Origin of the sequence: Bacteroides sp. NSJ-48, assembly GCF_014287405.1 — a bacterium.
In the GTDB taxonomy this organism is placed as follows: Bacteria; Bacteroidota; Bacteroidia; order Bacteroidales; family Bacteroidaceae; genus Bacteroides; species Bacteroides stercoris.
In genome coordinates this window covers 22,157-48,928 of the sequence record NZ_JACOOD010000030.1, presented here as the reverse complement: position 1 = coordinate 48,928, position 26,772 = coordinate 22,157, and the positions used below count along the sequence as shown (strand labels likewise).

The 26,772-nt window shown below is 44.1% G+C and carries 21 protein-coding genes, 1 pseudogene and 1 riboswitch; of the genes and pseudogenes, 18 read left to right on the top strand and 4 right to left on the bottom strand.

Features of this window, described 5'->3' with window-relative positions:
- Positions 1 to 234: 234 nt before the first annotated feature.
- The 3 genes from H8S52_RS13750 to H8S52_RS13740 form a co-directional block, all read right to left on the bottom strand.
- A complete protein-coding gene (locus H8S52_RS13750; protein ID WP_186910012.1) occupies positions 235 to 5,043 on the bottom strand; it encodes a RecQ family ATP-dependent DNA helicase in 4,809 nt (1,602 codons plus the stop codon).
- Positions 5,044 to 5,051: 8 nt separating this feature from the next.
- Positions 5,052 to 6,284 carry a Cof-type HAD-IIB family hydrolase gene (locus H8S52_RS13745; RefSeq protein ID WP_118154688.1) on the bottom strand — a complete coding sequence of 411 codons (1,233 nt, stop codon included), beginning with the start codon at positions 6,282 to 6,284 and terminating at the stop codon, positions 5,052 to 5,054.
- Between the two features lie 83 nt (positions 6,285 to 6,367).
- Positions 6,368 to 7,219: a helix-turn-helix transcriptional regulator gene (locus H8S52_RS13740; protein ID WP_005651989.1), complete on the bottom strand. Its 852-nt coding sequence runs from the start codon at positions 7,217 to 7,219 to the stop codon at positions 6,368 to 6,370.
- A 155-nt stretch (positions 7,220 to 7,374) separates the two neighbouring features.
- Here H8S52_RS13740 and H8S52_RS13735 point away from each other — a divergent pair, with 155 nt between their 5' ends.
- The 10 genes and pseudogenes from H8S52_RS13735 (at position 7,375) to H8S52_RS13690 (ending at position 17,947) form a co-directional block, all read left to right on the top strand.
- Positions 7,375 to 8,610 (top strand): multidrug effflux MFS transporter, encoded by a 1,236-nt coding sequence (locus H8S52_RS13735; RefSeq protein ID WP_118154682.1) that lies wholly within the window; start codon positions 7,375 to 7,377, stop codon positions 8,608 to 8,610.
- A 26-nt stretch (positions 8,611 to 8,636) separates the two neighbouring features.
- Positions 8,637 to 8,834: riboswitch (cobalamin riboswitch) on the top strand.
- A gap of 61 nt (positions 8,835 to 8,895) precedes the next feature.
- Positions 8,896 to 10,908 (top strand): TonB-dependent siderophore receptor, encoded by a 2,013-nt coding sequence (locus H8S52_RS13730; RefSeq protein WP_186910011.1) that lies wholly within the window; start codon positions 8,896 to 8,898, stop codon positions 10,906 to 10,908.
- Positions 10,909 to 10,929: 21 nt separating this feature from the next.
- A pseudogene (locus H8S52_RS13725) lies at positions 10,930 to 12,059 on the top strand (YncE family protein).
- A gap of 2 nt (positions 12,060 to 12,061) precedes the next feature.
- Positions 12,062 to 13,198 carry an ABC transporter substrate-binding protein gene (locus H8S52_RS13720; RefSeq protein WP_117986002.1) on the top strand — a complete coding sequence of 379 codons (1,137 nt, stop codon included), beginning with the start codon at positions 12,062 to 12,064 and terminating at the stop codon, positions 13,196 to 13,198.
- Positions 13,191 to 14,219 carry an iron ABC transporter permease gene (locus H8S52_RS13715; protein WP_016662259.1) on the top strand — a complete coding sequence of 343 codons (1,029 nt, stop codon included), beginning with the start codon at positions 13,191 to 13,193 and terminating at the stop codon, positions 14,217 to 14,219. Before H8S52_RS13720 ends, H8S52_RS13715 begins: the two co-directional genes overlap by 8 nt.
- Positions 14,220 to 14,342: 123 nt before the next feature.
- Positions 14,343 to 14,519 (top strand): DUF4250 domain-containing protein, encoded by a 177-nt coding sequence (locus H8S52_RS13710; RefSeq protein ID WP_005651977.1) that lies wholly within the window; start codon positions 14,343 to 14,345, stop codon positions 14,517 to 14,519.
- Positions 14,520 to 14,667: 148 nt separating this feature from the next.
- Positions 14,668 to 15,207: an RNA polymerase sigma factor gene (locus tag H8S52_RS13705; RefSeq protein ID WP_186910010.1), complete on the top strand. Its 540-nt coding sequence runs from the start codon at positions 14,668 to 14,670 to the stop codon at positions 15,205 to 15,207.
- 4 nt (positions 15,208 to 15,211) lie between these two features.
- Positions 15,212 to 15,559 carry a hypothetical protein gene (locus H8S52_RS13700; protein ID WP_117907494.1) on the top strand — a complete coding sequence of 116 codons (348 nt, stop codon included), beginning with the start codon at positions 15,212 to 15,214 and terminating at the stop codon, positions 15,557 to 15,559.
- A 27-nt stretch (positions 15,560 to 15,586) separates the two neighbouring features.
- Positions 15,587 to 16,138, top strand: a complete 552-nt coding sequence (locus tag H8S52_RS13695) for a hypothetical protein (protein ID WP_117955953.1) — start codon at positions 15,587 to 15,589, stop codon at positions 16,136 to 16,138.
- A 231-nt stretch (positions 16,139 to 16,369) separates the two neighbouring features.
- Entirely contained in the window at positions 16,370 to 17,947 is a 1,578-nt protein-coding gene (locus H8S52_RS13690) for a chloride channel protein (protein WP_186910009.1), read from the top strand.
- On the opposite strand, the gene H8S52_RS13685 is transcribed toward H8S52_RS13690, so the two are convergent.
- Positions 17,944 to 19,311 carry a TrpB-like pyridoxal phosphate-dependent enzyme gene (locus tag H8S52_RS13685; RefSeq protein ID WP_005651964.1) on the bottom strand — a complete coding sequence of 456 codons (1,368 nt, stop codon included), beginning with the start codon at positions 19,309 to 19,311 and terminating at the stop codon, positions 17,944 to 17,946. The genes H8S52_RS13690 and H8S52_RS13685 overlap by 4 nt on opposite strands.
- A 137-nt stretch (positions 19,312 to 19,448) precedes the next feature.
- Between H8S52_RS13685 and H8S52_RS13680 the strand changes: the two genes are divergently transcribed.
- The 8 genes from H8S52_RS13680 (at position 19,449) to H8S52_RS13645 (ending at position 26,698) form a co-directional block, all read left to right on the top strand.
- On the top strand, positions 19,449 to 21,278 hold the full coding sequence (locus H8S52_RS13680) for a TrkH family potassium uptake protein (protein ID WP_117985999.1): 1,830 nt from the start codon (positions 19,449 to 19,451) through the stop codon (positions 21,276 to 21,278).
- A gap of 45 nt (positions 21,279 to 21,323) precedes the next feature.
- Positions 21,324 to 22,010, top strand: coding sequence for a TrkA family potassium uptake protein (locus H8S52_RS13675; protein ID WP_005651961.1), 687 nt, complete (start codon positions 21,324 to 21,326; stop codon positions 22,008 to 22,010).
- A gap of 262 nt (positions 22,011 to 22,272) precedes the next feature.
- Complete coding sequence (locus H8S52_RS13670; protein ID WP_186910008.1) at positions 22,273 to 22,887, top strand: HU family DNA-binding protein; 615 nt, start codon at positions 22,273 to 22,275, stop codon at positions 22,885 to 22,887.
- A gap of 223 nt (positions 22,888 to 23,110) precedes the next feature.
- Positions 23,111 to 23,575 (top strand): DsbA family protein, encoded by a 465-nt coding sequence (locus tag H8S52_RS13665; protein WP_117907489.1) that lies wholly within the window; start codon positions 23,111 to 23,113, stop codon positions 23,573 to 23,575.
- A 167-nt stretch (positions 23,576 to 23,742) separates the two neighbouring features.
- Positions 23,743 to 23,970, top strand: coding sequence for a DUF4248 domain-containing protein (locus tag H8S52_RS13660; protein ID WP_005651951.1), 228 nt, complete (start codon positions 23,743 to 23,745; stop codon positions 23,968 to 23,970).
- Positions 23,971 to 24,131: 161 nt separating this feature from the next.
- Positions 24,132 to 24,683, top strand: coding sequence for a DUF4738 domain-containing protein (locus H8S52_RS13655; RefSeq protein ID WP_117907488.1), 552 nt, complete (start codon positions 24,132 to 24,134; stop codon positions 24,681 to 24,683).
- A gap of 51 nt (positions 24,684 to 24,734) precedes the next feature.
- Positions 24,735 to 25,412 (top strand): response regulator transcription factor, encoded by a 678-nt coding sequence (locus tag H8S52_RS13650; RefSeq protein ID WP_005651948.1) that lies wholly within the window; start codon positions 24,735 to 24,737, stop codon positions 25,410 to 25,412.
- Positions 25,409 to 26,698 (top strand): HAMP domain-containing sensor histidine kinase, encoded by a 1,290-nt coding sequence (locus H8S52_RS13645; protein WP_186910007.1) that lies wholly within the window; start codon positions 25,409 to 25,411, stop codon positions 26,696 to 26,698. The genes H8S52_RS13650 and H8S52_RS13645 overlap by 4 nt, the downstream gene beginning before the upstream one ends.
- Positions 26,699 to 26,772 lie beyond the last annotated feature (74 nt).

Below are 26,772 nucleotides of genomic sequence, written 5' to 3'. Positions count from 1 at the left end.
TTGTGGAAAAAGAACGGTTTGGTTGGGAATGTAAGGACGAAAATGTAACTTTGCCATAACGAAAAACTTTATGCCTAAAGATACGAAAACTTTGGGTAATAACAAAGCCCGGGCTTGAGGAAGTCTGGGCTTTGCGCATAAAAAAAGGCTGTGTCAGCATTTTGACACAACCTCTTTTCTTATTATCCGCATGGTTTTCCTTATTTGTTTGGATTGAGGATTATGTATCTTAGGTTATAATGAAAGTAGTAAGTCTGCTAATAAGACGGCTGTTTCCGGTTCATCTTTTGGGGAGTCTTTAGATTTCCATGCTACAATAAATCGGACATACGCAGCTCTCACTTTATAACCCTTTTTTTCCCACTCACACATTGTGGCTTGCATATTCTGTGATAATTTTGCTACCGCTTTATTGGTTGAGGCTGTATATAAAACAGAGTCCTTGTAAATCAGAGAATCTCCGCTTCTTAATGCTAATATCTCTTGTTTGCGTCCTTTAAAAAATTTCAGAAAGACATCTTTGTGGGAGAGTTGCAGAACTATTTCTTCGGGCATCGCATATTCTTTTCGGTCGATACAATGTCTATCAGCGCTTATATGATTGAAGCAGTTGCCATTCGTATGTATAAACAGTTGATTTTTAGCACGGGTCATTCCTACATAATATCGACGCATAAGATGGTCGTCTTTTGAGTAATTATCGGATATGAGCATATACACATTATCGAATTCTCTTCCTTTGGCTTTATGGATGGTTGATACTACAACATCTGTCCCCGAAATGTCACAGAAATCTTCTACTGATGACTCAAATACAAATTCTTTGAAGTCACTATGGTATTTTACTTTATTGGTTTGTTCAAATAGTTCTATGCAACGCTTTACATATGTCAAGCTTTTACTTTTTTCATAAGTGGTGTAGGTTACATGCTTTGCTTTTTCCCATAACTCTTCCTGAATTAAAGGTGTTTTTATCCGTTTCTCTATATATCTCAAAAAATATCTCATCTCGGCCATATTCCAGAAAAGGAAGCCATCCATGGATTGTATCAATTTGCTGTTTATGGCATGCTTTCGCAAAAGAGCCGTTAAAATGACTGCTTCTTCGTTTGTTTGGGTAAGCACACATGAGGTCCCGCTTCCTCGTTGATGAAGCAGCTCTTCAACCAGTGGCTGATACATATACTTTGATTGATGATATGTTACTCCAACCCATCCGTTCTCTTTTCGCATTGAAATGATTGGGGTACTTTTCATTCTTTTGCCTATATTCTTAGCGAATTCATTGGCAAAATTTACCAAATGATGTGTACTGCGATAATTTTCAGTCATCTCAATGAACTTACTTTCAGGATTTTGTATCAGTTGGTACATATATCGGGAATTCGAACCGCGGAATTCATAAATGTTTTGGTCATCGTCGCCCACTGCTATAACACGCATCTCTTCATTATTGGCTATCAAGGCATTCACAAGGTCGTATTCTTCTTTTCCCATGTCCTGAGCCTCGTCTATGACAAGTACTGTCTTACCGATCTTGGTTGGTTCCACTTCCCCTTGATTAATCATTTTGGCAGCTTTCGAGACGATGTCTTTGGCATCCTCAAGGTTTCCTATTCTTCCTAAAAGGTCAAAACAATAGGAATGAAATGTTTTTATCTCAATAAAATGGGCAGCATTTCCTATCAGCTCCATAAGTCTCTGTTTGAACTCCGTGGCAGCCGCTCTTGAAAATGTCAGCATTAGGAGCTGTTCATGCTTTACATCTTCAAGTAATAGGAGTGATGCAAGTTTATGGACCAGTACGCGTGTTTTTCCACTGCCGGGACCTGCTGCAACAACAATGCAGCGCGATTCCTTGTCGGAAATAATTTCCATTTGGCGTTTGGATAGCTGACCGAACAATTGCTTGTATTTCTGAGGAGTCAGGTTGCGCTGTATTTCACTTACTCTTTCTCCTTTAAAATATTTTGCGACAAACTTTTTGTAGTCCATCTGGAAGTAGTCTTGGACATACTGCAATGCTGCATTATAATCCTTTACCATCAAATTGGCGTATTCCCCTACAATATGTACTTGCTGGATTTTTTGCTTGTAGAATTCGTTAAGCATCCGGTAGTCGTCTTGTTTATATCTTGATTTGTTATCCTTTATTCTTTGAATATTCATAGCATTATAAAGAATAAGGAAACCGCCTTCAAGTTTTAATGCTCCGATTTTTGATAGATAAAGAAGGGCTTCTTCTACATCTTCCAACTGTAGTTTGTCGGGTTCGCTGAAAAGAGATTGAGGATTTGACTTTATTTGATTTAGAAGTTCTACCACGGAAAATTGGACTGTTTTGTTTTGTGAGCATTCTTTTTCCGTATCGGCAACTAACTTGTATAGCCATTCTATGGTGAAACGGCTTATTTCCAGTCGTTTTTCAAACTGTTTGATGGTTGAATCGAAATCTGTCTGGCGACTGATTGTTATATTATGGGAAGCGTCTTCTTCTTTTTTGACGTATCCTTTGACACAGAGGAAATAGAGCAATGTCCGAATATCCTTTTCTTTGGATGTATTGATTCCGCTGTTTGTGGCATTATCATTTAGTTGCTTATATGATGTTTGTAAAGATTCGTCAGGAATGTGGTTAAGAATATATCGTTCGAGTTTTGCAAAGCGTTCGAGGAGAGTCTGCGATTTTCGTTCCGAGTCTCCGGTATCCAGTAAATAGGCGGATATATCTTTGTTATCTGCCAATATGCCTTCTTGACGCATGCGTTCTACAACAGATATTATTTCTTTTTTACTGATTCCTAATATATCTGCCAGATAATCAATTCGTGATTCGGCCTCTGAGTCTTGAGCTTTGGTAATGTATTTCTGTGAAATCAGTGATTTGATGATTCGAACAGCCTTTTCTATTTCATCACTGCCAAATAACAATGATGCCGATATGCGCATTCTTGCTTCATCTATATTTTTTACAGTGATCCCCGTAGCATACACATGGGGTACGTTATTTCCTCTTATCAGGTATCCGCTTTGTTCCAAAGTAGCCAATGCCGTCCGAACACGGGTTTCAATATCGGATACGGAGTCGTCCCAACCTGCCTGCCGTGCTATTTCCAATGCAGAACAATTGACTCTCATACGTTGTCTGGTAAGGTCCTTTATGGCCTTCCATACTTGTTGTATTTCGCTGATGCTTAATTTGGTTTGATTCAGCAGTATAAAATGCTTGTCCAAGTCATTGTCGCTGTAAAGTACATAACAACGTGCGCTGAGTTTAGGATCGCGACCGGCTCTTCCTGCTTCCTGGACATAGTTTTCCAGTGAATCGGATATGTCATAATGTACTACAAGGCCGACATCTTTTTTATCGACTCCCATACCGAAGGCTGAAGTTGCTACAATGATGCGTACTTGGTCATTCATAAATGCATCTTGGTTGGCAATCTTTTCTTCTGACTCCATCTTACCGTTGAAAGGTAATGCTTTATAACCGTCACGAGTCAGTTTTACAGCAAGTTCTTTAGTACGTTTAGTGCGCGATACGTAAACAATGGTAGGGCTATCGGACTCAGCTATAAGTCTTCTTAATTTTAAATATTTATCATCATCAGTTTCAGCGTGTATGACAGAATAGCGAAGGTTTGTTCTTGAGGCTGTTGATGCATACAATTCCAGATTTAAATTTAATGTCTGTTTGAAATAATCGCGAATGTCTTGCACAACTTTCTGTTTGGCCGTGGCAGTGAAACAAGACACAGGTATTGGTTCTTTGCATCCTTTTTTCTGTTGATATTTTCTGATGAATTTCCCAATATAAAGGTAGTCGACTCTAAAATCCTGTCCCCATGAAGAGAAACAATGTGCTTCATCTATCACAAATCTTACTACATGGCGCGCCATCAGAATTTTCTCAATGGTTTTTGAACGAAGCATTTCGGGGGCTATATATAAGAGGGAAGCTTCCCCATTTTGTACTCTTTGTATTGATAGTGCCCGTGTAATAGGGTCTAATAGGCCATTAATGGTTACAGCATCAGTAATTCCCCGGTCGGCAAGATTATCTACCTGGTCTTTCATCAGTGACTGCAATGGTGAGATAACGACCGTAAGACCATGTACCGAATGACCGGACATGAGTGCCGGTAGCTGAAAAGTCAGCGATTTTCCACCGCCGGTAGGGAATATTGCCAGTAACGATTTGCCTTTTACCGCTGCTTGAACGGCTTGTTCTTGAAGAGCCTCACCCTCATAGGTGCGGAATTGTTCGTATCCAAAAAATATTTTTAAGTTATGTAGTACATCCAGTTGGGTGCTGCAGTAAACACAACCTTCGTTGCATCTGTTGTGTCGTAGAAGTTTTATAACAAATTCCACTCTGGGATAATTGTAAAGTACCCATCCCGGAGTAATGGAATGATGGTCGATTGTGTCAATCAGGGCTAATGCGTATGCCAGTTCGCACGGATATTGTTTGATAAGCATGTCAAGCTCTGCATGCTGGCATATTTTATTCACATAGAGGTTGCTGATCAGTTCGGATATTCCTTTGTTGGTATATACAGCACCTACCATACTGAGAAAACCTTCGAACTCTTTCCTATCCTTTAATAAAGATGCAAATAACCGGCGCTTTGCATCCGGTAACGAATGCCAGCGTGCTATCTCATCCAATAGCAGTGCTTTTGCTTTTTCGCAATCATTTACCGGATTATTCATCTGAACACTTATCAGTTTGTCATCTTTCAAAAGCTTATGGTAAGGACGTTCCGGAAACAGCAAAGGAGATATATAAAGCGTGTCGACCAAAATCCATTGGCATGTTTTGTCTGTGAATAGATATTTGGCATCATGGTGAATGATGTTATGTCCGCATATATAATCCGTGCCGCTGAGAAATTCAAATAACTCCTTTTTTGAAGCTTTGTGGTATGTTGCACCATCATGGCGGAGTGCTCCGATATCATGGATTTTATGATTTTTCAAGCCGACTTCGACATCTACTATGGCATATCTGATGTTTATGAGTCTACTCCATATTGGCATATCTCAACTTATCTTTTCTTCAAAACACTGTTAACAACTCTGACAGAAGAAACCAGCTTATTGGTAGAAGTAAATACATCTACGTTCCACACATGAGATGAACGTCCTTTATGCACGATAGTCGCTACCGCACGTACGGTATCTCCTTCGTGTGCGGACGAAATATGGTTTCCGCTGACTTGCATGCCTACCACAATTTCATCGGGCTGGCAGGTTATCATAGAGCCGAGTCCGGCAACGGTTTCGGCAAGCGCAAGAGTTGCACCGCCGTGTAGAATGCCAAAGGGCTGGCGGGTACGGTGGTCTACGGGCATGGTTGCTTCTATGCGTTCTTCCGAGGCATAGGTGTATTGGATACCCAAGTTGCCCATTAATGCATGGCGTGCCCGCTCGTTTAGCAGGTCAAGAGGTATTTCAGCAGCATGCACTTCAGCCAGAATCAATTTTTCTACAGATTGGGCAACACCGTCTTCTTCATTGGAAGCTGTTACATAGTCGGCACAAACTTTTACGGAGTCTTGCGCATGCCCCATGGCTATGCCCAGACCGGCAACTTGGAGCATATTGACATCGCATACACCGTCTCCAATGGCGATTACTTCCTCACGGGCGATGTTCAAATATGATAATAGGACGCCTAAGGTGTTTGCTTTATCAATTCCGCAGGGCACGACTTCCAGAAAGTAAGGTTCCGAGCAAAAAACATCCAGCGTTCCGTCCAAACGCTTTTTCCAATGTTCTTCCAAATCTTTCAATGCTTCTTCATCATTACTGACTAATATGCATTTGCATGGTGCAAAATCTATTGCTGTGGAAAATTCTTCTTCCTGAATGATTTTCAGATTATTCAAATTGGCTTCGGCACGGACATGTTCATTATCGGAACTATCTGTCAGTATGGTATCATCATGGTAAGTAAATATGGCAAAATTATTTTTGCGTGCTTTTTTCTCCAAATAAGGTAGCATTTCCGGATTGATTCGCCGTTCAAACAGAATTTCCCCATTTTGCGCATTGATTATCTGACCACCGTAATAGGAGATAATGAAGCCCCCATAGTTGCCTAATTCAAGAGTTTTGGCTAATGGCATAAGGCCGTATGTAGGTCTTCCGGAAGCCAATGCGACACGTATGCCCATTTGCTGCACTTTAAGTAAGGAAGCAAGAGTCCGTTTACTGATTTCCTTGGCATCGTTGAGAAGTGTCCCGTCTACGTCAAGAACTAATAATTTGTATTTCATGGCAGCTTGGTTTTGGTTATGCTAACAAAGTTAATAAAATGGCGGTTAAAACAACCGATTTTAAATTATTTTGACGAAACTGGTTATAATAGCTTTTGTAACCTGAATTCTTTAGGAGACATGCCGGTGTTCTTTTTGAAAAAACGGCTCAGGTAAGATTGGTCGGCAAAGTTCAGCAGTTCGGCAATTTCGGTAACAGATAAGCACGGTTCGTTTAAAAGAACTTTGGCTTCCGCTATCAGTTGCTCATCTATCAGTTGTTTAGGCGTTTTTCCATTCATGTATTGAGTGGTGATTTCGTATAGGTAACGAGGAGTTATGCAGAGCTGTTCCGTATAAAACGGAACTTGATGTTCGCAAGTACTGTGTTCGCGTATCAGTTGCATGAACTGGTGGCAGAGCATCTGTTTTCTGCTATATTGCTTATTGGCAGCCAGTTTTTCCGGAATAGTATTGAAAAGCCACATTAATATGCTTTGAAGGAAATTAAGTTCTTGTTGTTTTCTGAACAAGAGTGTGTTGTTGTTCTTGAAAAGCATTTGGGCAACGTCCATCCATAATACAATTTCCCGCCACGTATTCTGACTCCTTTCATCTGCCGTGTGATGATAATGCGGGTGTTCATGTACGTAATTGAAGTAGGGGGTATCAATCGGTAGTATTGCTTTTAGGAAAACGTCTTTGGGAAATAGAAGTATCCGTACTTTAAAATCGGCAGAGGCCTGTATTATCTGGATGAGGCTGCCTGTAAGGAAAATTAATTCGGTTTGTTCATCAAAAGCATATTGTTGCACTCCTGTCGAAATAATGCTTTTACCCTGTATGCAGATTAAGTATATGCCACATTTAAAACGGTATGGACGTAGTTTCAGATACGACAAGTCGGTTTCTTCATATCTGATATGGGAAGTGTCTGGAGATATTTGTTCGTACATGTGAATAAAGTTCTGTTTTACGCAACAAATATACTAATATTCAATGATAATACTGTATATTGTTCCGAAAATGAAATGTTTTGTACAAGATAAGCCATAGGCTGTTTGGAAAATATGGGATAATTTTGCCGCCGATTTTAAAAGAGGGAAAGATAATGACAGGTAAACAAAATTCAAAAGGTTTCATATTGGTGTTTTTGGGGATGTTGAGCGCTTTTGGTCCATTTGTTATGGACATGTATCTTCCTACTTTACCGGCAATGTCGGATTTCTTCCAGACTACATCTTCAAAAGTGCAGTTAGGGCTTACTACGAGTATGGTGGGGCTGGCGATAGGACAATTGGTTTTTGGTCCGTTAAGTGATAAGTACGGTCGCCGTTCTCCCTTGTTGGTAGCTATGGGTCTATTTCTGATTTCTACTGTAGGCTGTATCTTCTCCCGGGACATATCACAGTTTGTGTTGTGGCGTTTTGTGCAGGGAGTTGCCGGAGCGGGAGGAGTTGTGATATCCCGTTCTATTGCTGCCGATAAATATTCTGCTCATGAGCTTGCTGGCATGTTGGCTACTATTGGCGCTGTCAATGGAATAGCTACGGTAGTTGCTCCGATAGGCGGTGGGGCATTGGCTGACTTTGGAGGTTGGCATGGCATTTTCTGGTTTTTGTTTGCATTGGGCGTTCTTCTGGTTATCGGAAGTGTACGTTTTAAGGAGTCTCTGCCAATTGGACAAAGGCAAAATATAAGATGTGTAGATATGTATCACCGTTTCGGTGCCGTATTACGTAACCGCCAATATGTGCGTTACATTTTGCAATACGGTTTTACAATGGGTGTTCTGTTCACCAATATTGCTTCCGCTCCTTTTATTATGCAACAACATTATGGTCTTTCACCCATGCTGTTCAGTGTTTGCTTCGGGGTTAATGCGGTTGCAATGGTAATATCTTCAGCATTGTCTGTGCGTTGTTCTACCATGGAACATGCCTTACATATAGGAAATCATGGGATGTTGTTTATTTCCGTACTACTTTCCGTTGCATTCTTTCTGAATTGTAATTTCTGGGTTTATGAAGCATTGGTCTTTTGTTTGCTTTCAATGGTAGGAATGGCTTTTACTGCTTCCAACACTTTGGCTATGGACTGTGAACGTAGGAATGCCGGAGTAGCTTCGGCTCTTTTAGGGGCAATAGGTTTTGCATTTGGAGGTATCGTGTCACCTTTGGTCGGGATGGGAGATATCAGAAGTTCTGCCGGATTTCTGTTCTTTATGGGAGCATTATGTTCTTGTATATGTGCCCGTTTTTCCTTTCATCGGTTACCTTCTCGCAGAAAGGGGTTAAGTTATGCTTCTTATAAAATAATGAATGTTTTTTTGAAGAAACTGTTGTAAGATTTATAGACTTATTATATATATTCCTATCTTTGCCGGCGTTTTGTTTCGCGTTCTCTATCCGGAGAAGCGGATGAAAAGGGAATCGGGTGAAAGTCCCGAACAGTCCCGCTGCTGTAAGTTCCGTAAAAGATGTATTAATACTTATGCCACTGTTCTTGAAGAATGGGAAGGTGATACATCAGGAATAAGTCAGAAGACCTGCAAAACGAAGTCAAAAAATTGTCCGTTCGAGGAAAGCGGACAGTGTGTAAGTGGTTTTAAGATAATCTTTGCTTACTTTGTATGGCGAGAAGAACTAAAGTACGGATAGTCTGTGCTATCGGTTTTTTGTGTGCAGTTTCCCTTTCTGCACAAGAAGTGGTCAGGGATACAATTACAGGAAAAGTGCACCAAATAGAGAAGGTGACAGTGACAGCCCGTAGATTACCCAATAAAGTAACTTCATCAGTTCCCATCCAAACTTTGTCGCAACAGGATATTAGCCAATTGGGCATACAGAATATGGCAGATGCCGTACGTCGTTTTGCCGGTGCTAATGTAAAGGACTATGGAGGAATAGGTGGGTTGAAAACCGTTTCCGTCCGTAATATGGGAACGGCACATACGGCTGTCAGTTATGATGGGGTTGTTGTGAGCAACTGCCAGGCGGGACAAATAGATATTGGTCGTTTTTCGTTGGATAATGTCTCTGTGCTTTCCCTGAATATCGGGCAACCGGAAGACTTGTTGCAATCGGCACGTATGTATGCATCGGCAGGGGTGTTGAGTATTGAAACGGAAAAACCGCATTTTGAAAATGAACGCAATTCCGCATTTCGGGTGCAGATGAGAGGCGGTTCTTTTGGCTACGTCAGTCCTTCAATCCGGTGGTGGCAGAAAGCAGGTAGCCGTACTTCCTTTTCGTTGAATGGAAATTATATGCGGGCTGATGGTAATTATCCATTCACGTTAGTGAACGGAAAATATGTGACGGAAGAAAAGCGTAATAATTCGGCAATCTATACTTATCAGATAGAGCCTACCTTATTTCATACTTTCAAAGATAGTAGTAATTTGGAATTGAAGGCCTATTACTTTTATTCAAAACGGGGGTTGCCCGGTTCGGTGACACTTTATAATCCTATTTCAGATGAAACTCTTTGGGATGAGAATGTTTTTATACAAACTCGTTACAAGAAGGATTTTTCACAGAAATGGTCTTTACAGGCACAAGCCAAATATAATCATGGATGGAATAAATACGAAGATAAAGGCAATGAGTATGCAGACGGGTTGTACCGGGCTGTGCATCGGCAGGATGAATATTATTTGTCGGCAACTGCATTATATCGTCCATGGAATGTTTTGTCTTTATCTTTGGCGCAAGACGGAATTATCAATAAATTGCGCAGTAATTTACCGGACTGTCCTTTTCCTATAAGATATACTTCTTTGACAGCTTTTAACGCTCGTTATCGGCAGGGTAGGATAACAGCTACCGGTTCGTTGGTCTATACCAATGTAACCGAACATGTGAAAATAGGTGATGCACCTGCTGACTTTCAACGTCTGGCTCCTTCTTTTACGGTTAGTTTACAGCCCTGGCAAGAACAATTGCTCTTTTTGCGGTTAATGTATAAAAGTACTTTCCGTATGCCTACATTCAATGACCTGTATTATTATCGGTTGGGCAACAGAAGTCTGCGTCCGGAAAAGGCTAATGAGTATAATATGGGCATAACATGGAGCAGGTCCTTTTCTTCTTTTTTAAATTATCTATCAGTCACTGTTGACGGTTATTATAATGATGTGACTGATAAGATCGTTGCATTCCCTACCACCTATGCCTGGAAGATGGCTAATTATGGAAAAGTTCATGTTACGGGAATGGATGCTACATTGGCGGCGGCAGCTTCATTAGGTAAAAATACGGTGCTTGTTGTGTCGGGTGGGTATACTTGGCAGAAAGCTATAGACTTGACCGATGCCACTTCCAAAAGTTATAAAGATCAGCTGCCTTACACCCCTAAGCATAGCGGGAATGTATCTGCAGTTTTGGAAATGCCGTGGGTTAATGTGGGGTATTCCATTGTAGGGGTAAGCGAGCGGTATAGTATGTCACAGAATATACCTGAGAATAGAATTGACGGATACATGGAGCATACGGTCAGTCTTTCCAGAAACTTCTCTTTTCGGCATTGTAAATTGCGTTTGCAGGCCGAAATCATTAATCTGACAGATACACAGTATGATGTGATAAAATATTATCCTATGCCGGGACGCTCTTGGCGACTGACGGGAACAATTGAATTTTAACCAATTAAATAAGTAAGAATTATGAAAGTAAGAAGTTTATTAGTCAGCATGCTTTGTATGCTCGCGTTAAGTGTTTCATTTGCGTCTTGTAGTGATGATGACGATTTGTTAGATGATTCAGGCTCAACAGTTGCTTTGCCGCAAGTGCGTGCCTTTTTCCTGAATGCAGGTACGCAAGGTGCTAACAACGCAAATATTGCTTTTTATGCTCCTAATGGAGGTGCTGATTTTATCGGTGATATTTTTCAGAAACAAAATAAGGCTAAGTTGGGAGACCTTGGTCAGACGATGATTGAATACAATGAATGTATGTAGCAGTATATGGCTCCAACTATCTGGTAAAACTGAATGCAGCCGGTGTGGAACAGACTCGTGCGTCATTTGTGGATGATCCGGATTTGGCGGCTGGTATCCGTGCAATAGCAGCCGAAAACGGTTATATTTATGCTTCTTTCTATGGTGGTGTCGTGGCAAAGATTAATGCCAATACGTTAAACGTGGAAAAGAAGTTAGCTATTGAGAATGGCTATAATCTGGAAGGTGTAGCAATTAGTAATAACATGCTTTATGTGGCTAATTCTTATAAGCAGGTTGACGGGAAGTGGGTTTATCTGAATGATGTATTTGTTGTGGATTTGGCTACATTTACTTTAAAAGAAAAGTTAGCTGTGGCAACAAATCCTAATGTTTTGATGGAAGAAGATGATAAGATATTTCTCATAGCATGGGACTATTCTTTTGTAGAGGAGGGTTATGTTTTACAAATAATAGATCCGGCCAATAGTAACGAGGTGACTAACATTGGTCACGCTACTTATATGGCTGCAGATGATGATGTAGTGTATCTGATTAATTCATTGACAAACTGGAATGTAAATCCTGCTGTTACAACCAATCATTTCAGTACTTATAATATTAAAACCAAAACATTGAACCAGTCTTCTTTCTTGAAAGATGATGCTCCTAAAGAACTGGCAACAACAAGTACGTCTATGTTACAGGTGAATGATGATAATGGTGATATTTATATTGGTACAACCTATTTTGCTGCAGGTAATGGCAACATTTACCGTTTCAAGAAAGATGGAACTTTCATAGAAAAGTTCGATTGTGGTGGTCAGAATCCCAATTCTGCTGTATTCTTTAATTAAAAATGAGAAAAGTTACATTATTGTTTCTTATGCTGACACTGGTCTTGTTCCTTTCCGCTTGTAGTGGGAAGGACAAGACTGTCTCTGTTTTTATATCCGGTGATACTATCCCTCTGCGTTATGCCGATAACCTCACGTTAGTAAATTATCCCGACTACATTATTGCCACTTTACGTAACCCTTGGGATACCCTGAAAACATTGCACACCTATATCTTGGTTCCGGCATCCCAGCCTTTGCCGATTCACCTGCCCGAGGGGACAATTGTCCGTACTCCGCTTCGCAAATCGGTCATTTATTCCTCGGTTCATTGCAGTCTTATGGATAAGTTGGGAGCTGCAGGCAGTATAGGCGGTGTGTGTGACTTGAAGTACATTAAACTCCCGGTTATACAGGACGGATACCGTAACGGAACGGTTACCGACTGTGGTGACGGTATGAATCCTGATATGGAAAAGATTATCGACCTGCATCCCGATGCTATTTTGCTTTCTCCGTTTGAGAATAGCGGTGGTTACGGACGTATTGAAAAGCTGAATATTCCTATTATCGAGTGTGCCGACTATATGGAGACTTCCGCTTTGGGGCGTGCCGAATGGATGCGTTTCTACGGGTTGCTTTTTGGTGTTGTCTCAAAAGCCGACAGCCTTTTTGCCGAGGTGGATAGTTGTTATAACCAGCTTAGAAAACGTGCTTCACTTTCGTCTTCGTCTTTGTCTATTGTCAGTGAACTGAAAAGCGGTTCTGCCTGGTATGTACCGGGTGGTTGCAGTACAATCGGACGTTTGTTTAATGATGCCTGCGGGCGTTATGCTTTTGCGGAAGATAAACACAGCGGTTCCATTCCTTTGGCTTTTGAAACAGTTTTTGACAAGGCTGGTGATGCAGATGTATGGACTATTAAGTACAATCGAGACCGTGATATGACCTACTCTGATTTGAAAGCCGATTATATAGGTTATACTGGCTTCAAAGCATTCAAAACACGGAATATTTACGGATGTAACACGGTAAAAGTTCCTTTTTATGAAGAAACTCCTTTCCGTCCGGACTATTTGTTGTCGGATTTGATACAGATTTTACATCCCGAAATAGGAGATTTAGGCGGTTTGCGCTATTTTTGCAAATTGAATGAATAAAGGATGGAAATATGGCATCGGATTAGGAATGGTAATTGTATTACTGTTTATGGCTAATCTGCTGATAGGGTCGGTTCCGATTCCCGTATCCGATGTTTTCAGCATACTCATGGGGCATGAAGGCGAGAAGGCAAGCTGGAGTTTTATTGTATGGGAGTCCCGCCTGCCTCAAGCCTTGACAGCATTGCTTTGCGGAGGTGCACTGGCAGTCTGCGGACTGATGTTGCAGACCGCTTTTAAGAATCCGCTGGCAGGCCCGTCTATTCTGGGCATTAACTCCGGGGCGAGTCTGGGAGTGGCGTTCGTGATGCTGTTTTTTGGTGGAAGCATATCTGCCGGAACATTCAGTTTGTCCGGTTTCTTCTCCGTATTGGCTGGGGCGTTTGTAGGTGCTATGCTGATAATGGGACTTATCCTTTTCTTTTCTACGCTGTTAAAAAGCAATGTCATGTTGCTGATAACGGGTATCATGATAGGTTATATCGCTTCGTCCGCCATTGCCCTGCTGAATTTCTTTGCTACGGCAGAGGGAGTGCAATCTTATATGGTATGGGGATTGGGTAATTTTGGCGGTGTCTCTCTCCAGCAAATGCCTGCTTTCGCATTGGTGACCGTTGCCGGATTATTCGGCTCTTTATTACTGATAAAACCTCTGAACGCATTATTGCTGGGAGAGCGGTATGCGGAGAATTTGGGAATCAATATACGATATGTGCGCAACTGGCTTTTGGTCATCACCGGTTTGCTGACTGCCATAACCACCGCTTTTTGCGGACCGGTTGCATTTATCGGACTTGCCGTTCCTCATATAGCCCGTATGGTATTGCGGACAGCCAATCACAACTCCTTGTTGCCTGTGACTATCTTGAGCGGTGGAGCGGTAGCATTGCTTTGCAACCTGATTTGCGTTCTGCCCGGTGAGGCAGGTATTATACCTTTGAATGCAGTTACACCGATTATCGGAGCGCCGGTCATTATCTATGTAATCGTTAGCCAGAGGGGACCGCAACGTTTTAATTGACGTGCCATTTCAATCGTTTGCATGGATAACTTGCAGATTTCAAGGGATAATACTCTTTCGTATGATATTTTATTGTATTTTTGCGCCCGGTATTAGTGTTTAATTTAAACAAAGATTGTGACTATGAAATTGCCTGAAGATCCGATGATGCTGTACAGTTTCATCAATATGAAATTGCGTGATTTCTATCCTTCACTGGACGCACTTTGTGAGGATATGAACGTTGAGAAAGAAGTAATTGTCCGGACACTGAAAAGAGTGGGATTTGAGTATAATCCTGAGCGAAACAGATTCTGGTAATTGCCGTAAACTTATAAACAGATGGGTCGGGGCTGTGTCTTGTAAAGATGCAGCCCCGACTTTTTTTGTTAATAAACGACAAATACGCTCCGTCTCATTTAACTTCTTCCCATTTCTCCTTTCTAACCAGTAAAACCCGGATGAACTGATGATAAACGAAAACAAGATTCGACAAATATATAAATCCAACCGTGAACAGGGCTTTCAACTGTTGGTGGAATGTTTTCAGGAACCGATATATTATTATATACGGCGTTTGGTAGTGCTGCACGAAGATGCGGAGGATGTATTGCAGGAAGTCTTTATTCAAGTGTACAGGCACTGGGAGCAATTCCGTTGCGAGAGTTCACTGAGCACATGGATTTACCGGATTGCAACGAATGAAAGTCTCCGCTTGTTGAATAGCCGTAAAAGGCGGGAAACTGTTTCAACCGAAGATATTCAGGAGAGCCTGATTTCCCGTTTGAAGGCTTCCGACTATGTGGATTATGAAAATGAGCTGGCCGTCAAGTTTCAGGAAGCCATATTGAGATTGCCGGAGAAGCAACGGTTGATATTCAATCTCCGCTACTATGATGAACTTGATTACGAGGAAATCGCCCGCATTCTCGACGGTAAGGCAGATACGCTTAAGGTGAATTATCATTATGCGAAGGAAAAGATTAAAGAGTACATACTAAATAATTGAGATTATGAAAAAAGAGTTTGATTTTGATGATATAGGAAAAAAGACTCCCTATCGTGTGCCCGAAGGTTTCTTTGACGAAATGCAGCGTAATGTGCGGAAGCATACGTATGGTGGCAAGCCGGCGGGGCATCGTTTGTGGATAACCGTTTCTGCGGGTATTGCCATAGCTGCGGCATTGGTCGGCTTTTTGTTTATGCCGTCTCTTTTCAGGGAAGGTGATAGAGGAGGGCAGATGCTGGATACCGGGAATTGTACGGCGGCGGCCCCTGCTGATAAATGGATTCGTGAAATGTCGGACGAGGAGCTGGAAGAGCTCGTCAGCTTCTCCGAAAGCGATATATTTTTAAATTAATAGTATTGTCTTAAAAAAAGAAGAATTATGAAAGCAAAATTCATTTACGTATTTCTGACGTGCCTTATGATAGGCGGTCAGTTCAGTCTCTCTGCTCAAAACCAGGTGAATAAAGATAAAAGGCAACGTCACACACCGGAGCAGTTCATGGAACGCCAGACCAATCAGATGGTGAACACACTGATGTTGGATGATGCCGCAGCTGCCAGATTTGTACCGGTTTATCAGAACTATTTGAAGGAGTTGCGCGAATGCAGAATGATGAACCGCAGGCACCCCTCCTCCGGGCAGGGAACGGAGCAGAAAGGCATGAAGCCGCAACCTAAACCGGTGCTGACGGATGCCGAGGTGGAGCAGCAGATAAAAGGACGTTTTGCCCAAAGTCGTAAGATACTGGATGTGCGTGAGAAATATTATGATGAATTCAGAAAAATACTTTCTCCCAAACAGATTATGAAGATTTACCGGACGGAACAGAACAATGCCAACAAGTTGAAAAAAGAATTTGACCGCAGAAAAAAGCAGGCTGTTGCGCAAGGAAAACATAAACACCCGGTACGTTCTGCACAGAAGTCTTAAGCTTCCGGAAAAACTGTGGCTTAATATAATAAGTGTGTCATAATATAAAAAGCTCCGTTCTTTTCTTTTGAATGTAGCGAAGAATCTCCTCTCTGTGTATGGCTTGACGGGGAGATTCTTTTTTATTATCAGCAATGCTGAGAGGGTAAAATAAATATAATCGGGTAGCCGGTTCAGAACTTCGCAGGAGAGAAATTGTTGTAGGGGAATGCAGATAACAAAGAATACTCCATGCGTTTTTTTCAGAAAATAAAGAATTGGAAAACGGTTCGCGGCTGGCATATCTGGAAGTTGAAGTTGGTAGATGCGCGGCTTTATTTTGTCAGCATGATTGTGGGATTGCTGACAGGGCTTATTGCGGTCTGTTATCATTATCTGCTTTATTTCCTGTTACATATCCGCAGCGACTTTTTCGCATCCCGTCCTGCCTGGTATTGGCATATACTCCTGTTCCTGCTGTTTTGGGGGATTCTGATGTTTGTGTCCTTTCTGGTAGGCAGGATGCCTCTTATCAGTGGCGGCGGCATTCCGCAGACACGCGGGGCAATCAACGGACGCATAACCTATAAACACCCGTTTGTGGAGCTGGTTTCCAAATTCGCTGGTGGAATTCTTTCTGTGGCAGCCGGATTGTCATTGGGGCGTGAGGGGCCTTCTGTGCAGATAGGCTCTTATATCGGCAGTCTCGTGTCCCGATGGACACATATTCTGCAGGGCGAGCGGAAGCAGTTGCTGGCGGCAGGAGCAGGGGCGGGGCTTGCGGCTGCTTTTGCTGCGCCATTGGCCTCTTCATTGATTGTTATCGAATCCATCGAACGTTTCGATGCACCTAAGACAGCCATTACTACGTTGTTGGCGGGTGTAGTGGCAGGAGCGGTTGCCGGTTTGGTTTTTCCCGTGAACCCTTATCATCTGATTGAGGTGTCGGAACCTGTTTTGACTTTTCTTGTCCGGATGAAGTATTTCCTTTTGTTGGCTGTTATCATTTCCATTGCCGGCAAGATATACTCTGTGCTTATGATTTCGTTCAAGCGGGTATATTCTAAGGTCAAGTCTCCGGTATATATCAAGATGTTTTATTTGGTACTGGTTGCCTACATTATCTCGTTGATGCAGGTAAACCTGACCGGTGGCGGCGAGCAGTTCTTGCTGCAACAGGCACAGAACGGCAGTACGGAAATAATGTGGGTGCTTGCCGTCATGCTGTTGCATTTCGGGTTCTCGGTGTGCTCCGTGTCTTCAGGCTTGCCGGGTGGTAACTTTATTCCCACTTTGGTAACGGGCGGACTGTTGGGGCAGCTTGTAGGACTGGTCGCTGTAAAGTACGGCATTATCGAACCCCAGAATATCACTTATGTCATGCTGATATCCATGTCGGCATTTTTGGTGGCCATTGAGCGTACACCGCTTACGGCGATTGTGCTGATAACGGAGATAACCGGACATTTCGAAGTCTTTTATCCCTCGGTGGTGGTAGGCGGTTTGACGTATTATTTTACGGAGTTGCTCCAGATGAAGTCTTTCAATGTGATTTTATACGAGGATATGATTAACTCTCCCGATTTCCGTGAAGAAAAACGGTATACGCTGTCTGTGGAAGTCATGACCGGTTCTTACCTCGACGGCAAGGCAGTAAGCGAGCTTTCCTTGCCCGAACACTGTGTTATCATCAATGTGCATAGGGATGGAAAAAACCTGGTCCCTGCGGAAACAAGTCTGATTCCGGGAGACCAGGTGCAGATTGAAATGGATTCGCAGGACATAGAGAAACTCTATGAACCGCTCGTCAGTATGGCAAATATCTATTAGACCAGATTGCCTATTTCATCCAGATTTCTCCGGATATCGTTGTCGGTCAGTTCATAGTTTTGCAAATCGCCGGCAAGGTACTTGTCGTACGATGCCATATCGATGAGGCCATGGCCGGACAGGTTGAACAGGATGACTTTCTCTTCGCCCGTTTCCTTGCATTTATTTGCTTCGCGTACAGTGGCTGCAATGGCGTGGCAGGACTCCGGTGCAGGGATGATTCCTTCTGCCTGTGCGAAAAGGCAGCCGGCTTCGAACGATTCGAGTTGTTTGATGTCCGTTGCTTCCATATAGCCGTCTTTCAGCAGTTGCGATACGATGACGCCTGCACCGTGATAGCGCAGACCGCCGGCATGGATGTTGGCGGGAGCGAAATTATGTCCCAGGGTAAACATCGGCAGCAGCGGGGTATATCCGGCTTCATCGCCGAAGTCGTATTGGAATTTGCCGCGTGTCAGTTTCGGGCAGGAGGCCGGTTCGGCGGCAATGAACCGTGTCTTTTTGCCTTCGAGGATGGTGTGGCGCATGAATGGGAATGCGATGCCTCCGAAGTTGGAACCGCCTCCGAAGCAGGCAATGACCATATCGGGATATTCGCCGGCCATTTGCATTTGTTTTTCGGCTTCTAGGCCGATTACAGTCTGGTGCAGAGTGACGTGGCTCAATACGGAACCGAGCGTATACTTACAGTTGGGTGTGGTTCGTGCCAGCTCGATGGCTTCGGAAATGGCCGTACCCAGCGAACCCTGGTGGTTGGGGTGAGCGGTCAGAATGTCTTTTCCGGCACGGGTGGACATGGAGGGCGAAGGAGTTACCTGCGCACCGAAGGTCTGCATGATACTGCGGCGGTAAGGCTTTTGCTCATAGCTGATTTTTACCTGGTATACGGCGGCTTCCAACCCGAAGAGGCGGGCGGCATAAGCCAGCGAAGCTCCCCATTGTCCGGCTCCGGTTTCGGTGGTGACGTTTGTCACACCCTCCTGCTTGCAATAGTAGGCCTGCGGTATGGCGGAGTTCAGTTTATGAGACCCCATCGGGCTCACACTCTCGTTTTTGAAATAGATATGTGCCGGTGTACCCAGCGCTTTTTCCAGTCCGTAGGCACGCACCAGCGGAGTGCTTCGGTAGTATTTGTACATTTCGCGCACCTGTTCGGGTATTTCAATCCAGGCATCGGTCTGATTGAGTTCCTGGCGGCAGAGCTCTTCTGCAAAAACGGGATACAAATCTTCCGCTTTCAGCGGTTGCTTGGTGGCGGGGTTGAGCGGCGGCATGGGCTTGTTCACCATGTCGGCCTGTATATTATACCAGTAATGTGGAATTTCTTCTTCCGGAAGGATGAATCTTTTTGTTTTGTTGCTCATAGTGGTTATTATAAATTAAAAGTGATTCTGTGTCCAAATGTAGCTATTATTTTTAAACCAATTTCTTTTTTCCATTGTTTTTTGTTTATAAGGGCAGATTTGTCTAAGTTTGCCATGTCTCATTAACCGATATATTTATGAAGCTCTATCATAAGTTCTTTTTGTACCAGAATAAATGGATTCATCCTTATATACGCGTGGCGTTGGGAGTAATGACAGCCTTGACGTACCTGGCGTCCATTCTGCTGATTGTCGGTCTGGTATACGAACACGGATTTACCATTTCGGCAGCGGAGGCTCACCAATTGCAGCGTCTGTACCATGGTGTGTGGATTGTTTTTCTGGTTGATATATCCTTGCATATCCTTTTGGAGTATAAAGATACGAGGCAGACTTTCAGTACGCTGACCTGGATATTGACTTTTCTGCTTTATCTGACGCTGGTTCCGGTTGTCTTTCATCGCCCGGAAGTGGAAGGCGCCGTGCAGGCAGTCTGGGATTTTCTGAACGGCAAGGCCTATCATCTTGTATTGCTGCTGGTGCTGTCTTTCCTGAATCTGTCGTATGGGCTGGTACGGTTGCTGGGGCGACGGACAAACCCTTCGCTTATCCTGGCGGTCAGTTTCTTCATTATCATACTCATAGGGACAGGGTTGCTGATGCTTCCCCGTTCTACGGTGGCGGGCATCTCGTGGGTGGATTCGCTGTTTATTTCCACCAGTGCGGTGTGTGTGACGGGACTGACTTCGGTAGACGTGGCATCCACTTTCACGACAACGGGTTTTGTAATCATCATTCTGCTGATTCAGATTGGCGGTCTGGGGGTGATGACGCTGACAAGTTTCTTCGCGATGTTCTTCATGGGGAATACCTCTTTGTATAATCAGTTGGTGGTGCGCGATATGGTCAGTTCCAATTCTCTGAATTCGCTGTTGTCCACACTGGTGTATATCCTTGGCTTTACATTGGTGATAGAGGGGATAGGTACGTTTGCCATCTGGAGCGATATTCATGGTACGATGGGGATGGACGTGCACGAAGAACTGGCGTTTTCGGCTTTTCATTCTATATCGGCATTCTGCAATGCTGGGTTTTCCACCTTGCCGGGCAATTTGGGCAATCCGTTGCTGATGAAGGGGCATAACCCGTTCTATATATACATTTCACTGCTGATTATTCTTGGCGGTATCGGTTTCCCCATATTGGTGAACTTCAAGGACATTATCCTTTATCATATACGCCGTTTCTGGCGATTTTTGCATACATGGGAGTGGGACGGCCGCCGTTTCTACCATCTTTATAACCTGAATACGCGTATCGTGCTGATTGTTACCTTCCTGCTCTTGGCGGTGGGCACGGCCGGTATCGCTTTTTTTGAGTGGAACGCGTCTTTTGCGGGGATGTCGGTTGCCGATAAGTGGACACAGGCGTTTTTCAATGCCGCCTGTCCCCGTACGGCGGGTTTTTCCAGTGTGGATTTAGCCGGCCTGGGGGTACAGACTTTATTGCTCTACCTTATTCTTATGTGGATTGGCGGCGGTTCGCAGTCCACCGCAGGCGGTATCAAAGTGAACGCTTTTGCGGTTGTGGTGCTGAATCTTGTGGCGGTATTGCGCGGCACGGAGCGGGTGGAGGTGTTCGGGCGTGAGTTGTCGCACGACTCTATCCGCCGTTCCAATGCTACGGTGGTGATGTCGTTCGGAGTGCTGTTCGTGTCTGTCTTCATCATCAGTATCCTGGAGCCGGGACTATCCCTGCTTGCTATTACCTTTGAATGTGTTTCGGCCATCAGTACGGTCGGCTCCAGCCTGAATGCCACTCCCTTGCTGGGCAGCGACAGCAAGTTGCTGGTGGCGCTTTTAATGTTTGTCGGACGTGTGGGGCTTATAACACTGATGCTCGGCATCATCAAGCAGAAAAAACATACGAAGTACCAGTATCCGAGCGGACAGATTATCATTAACTAAGTGAGATTTGGAAACAGGTGTGTGAAATGCTAACATTGATTGATTATGAAATATATTATTATCGGTTTGGGTAATTACGGTCATGTGCTTGCCGAGGAGCTTTCGGCTTTGGGACATGAGGTGATAGGTGCGGACATCAGTGCCGGCCGTGTGGATAGTTTGAAGGACAAGGTGGCAACCGCCTTTGTGATTGATGCAACCGACGGGCAGGCTTTGTCCGTGCTTCCTTTGAATAGTGTCGATGTCGTTATTGTCGCTATCGGCGAGAATTTCGGCGCTTCCATCCGGGTGGTGGCGCTGTTGAAACAGAAAAAGGTGAAACGCATCTATGCAAGGGCTATCGACGGGGTGCACCGTTCGGTGCTGGAGGCTTTCGGCCTGGATCGTATCCTTACTCCTGAGGAGGATGCGGCCCGCGGACTGGTTCATCTGCTTGAGTTTGGCGCCGACATCGAAACGTTCCGGGTGGATTCCAATTATTACGTTGTGAATTTTACTGTGCCCGAAAAATTTATAGGTTATAATGTAAATGAACTGAAGCTTGACAGCGAGTTCGGGTTGAAACTGCTTGCTCTGAAGCGTGCCGAGACTTTGAAGAATTGCCTGGGTATCTCTTTCACCGAGCATGATGTGGTGAACGAACTGCCGGATGATGACCGGATACAGGCAGGCGACCGGTTGGTATGCTACGGGCGCTACCGGGATTTCCAGAAGTTCTGGAAAGCGCTGTGACGGCAGGCGAAACTATTATTCTCTTTTTTTGTAGCTTTTATTGCTTATCCGGCAAAATAGCAGTATCTTTACTTCCTAATGCCAAACTGTTCCGCCATGGAGTAAATTCCATTCCGCCACGGTGGAACAGAACTTTCTCCATGATGGAACAAAATTTACCCCGTGGCGGAACAATTTAATTGAAGAAACGGCTTTCTCTCTTTGTCACCGTGAGAAAGGATGCTGAGTGTAGCAATGGTGAAAACTTAGCATCTTGAAAAGTATGAGTGCCTATTATGACCTTCTGGAGAAACCCGATATTCGCCGCACCGGTGAGCAACAACCCCTTTACGCCCGTTTTGTGGCTAAGGGAACGATTGATAGAAAAGAGTTTATAGACCGTGTCCACTTGTTTACGGGTATCAGCCGCAGCGTGCTTGAGGGTGCGATGGCAGCGTTCATGGACGAGCTGCGCGATTGCCTGGCCAACGGTTGGACGGTAGAATTGGGCGAGTTGGGCTATTTTACGCCCTCATTAAGTTGTCGGCGCCGTGCGATGGAGAAAGATGAGGTACGTGCCGCGTCAGTTGCCTTGCGCGGACTGAATTTCCGTCTAGGGAAGAAATTTCACGAAGATTTAAGCGGTAAGATGAGGCTTGAGCGCAGGCCGCAACCCGTCGTGCCGCTTTCCTCGGATAACCTTTCGTCTATGGAGCGCCGCTTTCAATTGCTGGACGAATATTTGCAGCGGAATCCTTGCATCAACCGTGCCCAGTATGCCCGTCTGACGGGACGTAGCTACAAGCAGGCCGTTAACGATTTGAATCAGTTTATCAGAGACGGAGTGTTGGTGAGATACGGAATGGGGAGAAATGTGGTGTATGCAGGAAAAAAGTGAAAAGTTTTTTATAGGTATATATATCTTTGTTTATCAATAGCTTATCTATTGTTATTAATCCTCTTTATCATGACTGTAACTTACTGAAACGACAGTTAAAGCACCATGTCGCTTTGCGCCTGTTGTATCTTTGTATTGTGATCACAGAGAAGCAGGTTTTGCAAACTGACGAGCAAACAAAACCGAAAAACAAATTTATTAATCGTTTAAATTAAAAAAAGTTATGGCATTGAATTACGAAGTGAAAAAGAAAGTATTCGGTTTTGATCAGACAAAAACGGAAAAGTATGTAGCGCAACTGAAAACGCTTGGTATAATACAGTTTGGCGATTTGTGCGATGAAGTCACCAAGATAGGCATGGCCCCGCGTGGTGTGGTAAAAATGGTTCTGGATGGCTTGATAGACACATTGAACATTAACATTAACAAGGGATTTTCCGTACAGTTGGGTGATTTCGGTTGTTTCCGACCGGGTATTAATGCAAAGAGTCAGGACAGGGAAGAGGATGTGAAGTCGGATACGGTTTATCGTCGGAAAATAATTTTTACGCCGGGACAGTACTTCAGGGAGATGCTGACACGTGCCAGCGTGACGAGAGCAAGTTGGGAAAAAACGGAAACTGTTTCGGGAGGCGGTTCTACTCCGGGAACCGGCGGAAACGGGGAAGAAGAAAATCCGTTGGGATAACATTCTTTCAGTCCGCCTGGAACGGTAAGCGAAAGTAAAAGAGAGGGATATGAACTTTTTTCAGGAAAGGTTCATATCTTTTCTCCGATTGCTTGACTTCGCCTTTCGGATGTTGTATCTTTGGTATCTCTAATAAAAAAACTTTGATGATAAATCTGCAAAAAACTATGGAAAATGAAAATGACTTCCGTATCAGAACGTATACGAAAAGAGAGCTGGCATGCCTGTATTGCCCCAACACAACGGCACGGTGTGCTATCCGTACGCTGACGCGCTGGATTAAACGTAACAGCGAATTGTATGCGGAATTGCTGCTTACGGGATACCACGCAAGGGTGCGGACATTTATGCCGAGGCAAGTGGGAATAATCGTCCGTTACCTGAACGAACCTTGATTGAAGGCAGATTCTTCGGATGTATTTGACGGCAATGAGAGGGGGCGGAATGTACCTGATGTTTTTCTTTTGGTATGCTCCCTTGCTGTTTTTAATGGCTTTCATTTGTATTTCTCCCGCTCTTTTTGTTCCTTTGCCCTTGTCAATAAAAAAAAGAATCAATGAAGACTCTTGTTTATATAGTGACTTGTGCGGTGCTGTTGTCGGTTATTTCCTGCACATCGCGGAATAAAGGCGGAGACGATGTACAGGTCTTGATGAAAGACAGCACAGTGATATCTGCTCCACAGCGTATGCAGGTTTCCGATACGAAAGTGACCATTACCTACAAAGGCAGGGAGTACCGTTCGTCTGTTGTCCGCCGCCCGGACGAGAGTCTGCCTGTTGTAACGAATGAGCAGGGAGAGAGGTTTATCGACAACAGCATTGCGCTGCGCATCACCTGTGGCGGAAAACAGATTGTGGACAAGGTGTTTACGAAGGAAAGTTTCGCCTCACTGGTCGATGCCCGCTTTCTGAAATATGCCATTCTGGAAGGACTGGTCTATGATAAGACAACGCCTCAGGGCATTATCTATGCCGCCAGCATCTGCTATCCGCAATCCGACCTTTATGTGCCTCTCCGGCTGACGGTTTCCGCGGATGGCAAAATCTCCATGGCGAAAGAGGAACTGCTGGAAGAGGTGTATGGGGAAGATGCCGTTTCCAATTGATATACGGGCTATTCCAGAATGATTCCAGATTTGTGAGTTTTTTTTGCCGACATGAAAATCCTGATTGTAGAAGATGAGCAAGATTTGCGGGAAACAATCCGCACTTCGCTCCTGAAAGAGAAATTTGTCGTAGAAACGGCTGCCGATTATTTTTCGGCCCTGGACAAGATAAACGACTATGATTACGACTGTATCCTATTGGACATTATGCTGCCTGGAGGAAGCGGTCTGGATTTGTTGCGCGAGCTGAAGCACTTGCGCCGTACGGACAGTGTGCTCATCATCTCCGCCAAGGATTCGCTGGACGATAAAGTGGACGGTCTGGAACTGGGGGCGGATGATTATCTGACGAAGCCTTTCCATCTGGCAGAACTGAATGCACGCATAAAATCTTTAATACGCCGCCGTCAGGCACAAGGCGATATGTCTGTCACCGTGGGCAATTTGTTGCTCTATCCGGATAAGCGGCAGGCGGAAGTAGGCGGTGCTCCTTTGCAACTGAACCGTAAGGAATTCGACCTGCTGTATTACTTTGTGGTGAACGCCAACCGGGTTATCAATAAAATGAGCCTTGCCGAGTCGGTGTGGGGTGATAATATTGACCAGGCAGATTCGTTGGATTTCATATATTCGCAGGTGAAGAACCTGCGCAAGAAGCTGAAGCAGGCCAATGCCTCTGTGGAGCTGAAAGCTGTTTATGGCTTTGGCTATAAATTGTCCGAATTATGAAACTGGTATATTATACATATCGTAAAATCTCCTTATTGCTATTTGTCCTGATGGCTGTATGGGGGGTATTGTTTTATTATGCCATTATTGATGAGGTTGTTGATGAAACGGACGATACGCTGGAAAATTATGCCGGAATATTAATAGAACACGTACTCCACGATCCTTCCCTTCTTGAAACGGAGGGTTCATTGATGTCTTTTTATAAGTTCCGTCCCATCTCTGAAAAGGAGGGAAATCATTATCAGGAAGTTTTTTATGACTCTACCGTGTATATCGAACTTGAGGACGAGAACGAACCGGTACGCGTGATGCGTACAGCATTCCGCATGCCCGACGGACAGTTTTATGAGCTTACCCTGATGATTTCCATTTTGGAACGGGACGATATGGTGGAGGCAATGCTTTGGTATCTGGGGGCATTGTTCCTGCTGCTGCTGATTTGTACATCGGTGGGCATTCAAGTGATATTGAAAGGGGTATTCCGCCCGTTGCATAAGTTACTGGACTGGCTGCACGGCATCCAGCCCGGCAAAGAAGTTCCGGCATTGGAGAACCCTACGAAGATACGTGAATTCCGTCAGCTGAGCGAGGCTGCGGTGGATATGGGCAACCGCAGTTACAAGGCTTATGAAGAGCAGAAGCAGTTTATAGAAAACGCATCGCATGAGTTGCAGACGCCGCTTGCCATCGTGCGCGGCAAAGTGGAACTGCTGGCTGAAAGCGACAGCTTGACCGAACAGCAGATGAAGGAACTGGATGAAATCTATTCAACGTTGGGACGTGCGGTGAAACTGAACAAGTCCTTGCTGCTGCTTTCCCGTATAGAGAACGGGCAATACACGGAGTCGGAGGATGTATCGGTGGACGAGATACTGGAAAACCTTCTGCCTGATTTGATGGATATATACGAACATAAGCAGGTGCGCTTGCTGCGTAAGCAGGGGGAACAGCCTTTTATTATCCGCTGTAATCATTCGTTGGCACAGATTCTGGTTTCCAATCTGGTGAAGAATGCATTGCTTCATAATGCGGATGGGGGAGAGTTGCAGATACTCACTACTCCGGATTCGCTGGTAATAAAGAATACAGGTGATACTCCTTTGGACGGTGAGAAGTTGTTCCGCCGTTTCTACCATAGTATTGACGGAAAGAAAGATTCCACCGGACTGGGACTCGCCATAGCCCGTTCCATAGCCCGGATTTCTTTATTGAGGCTTACTTACGAATGGCAGGATGGAATGCATTGCTTTCTACTTGTTAAAGAAAATAAAAATAACCGTTAACACTGATTATTCCCAAATCTTTCCTATTTCTCTGTCGTTATTTGCAGTGTGAATGATATGAAACAAATCAGTAA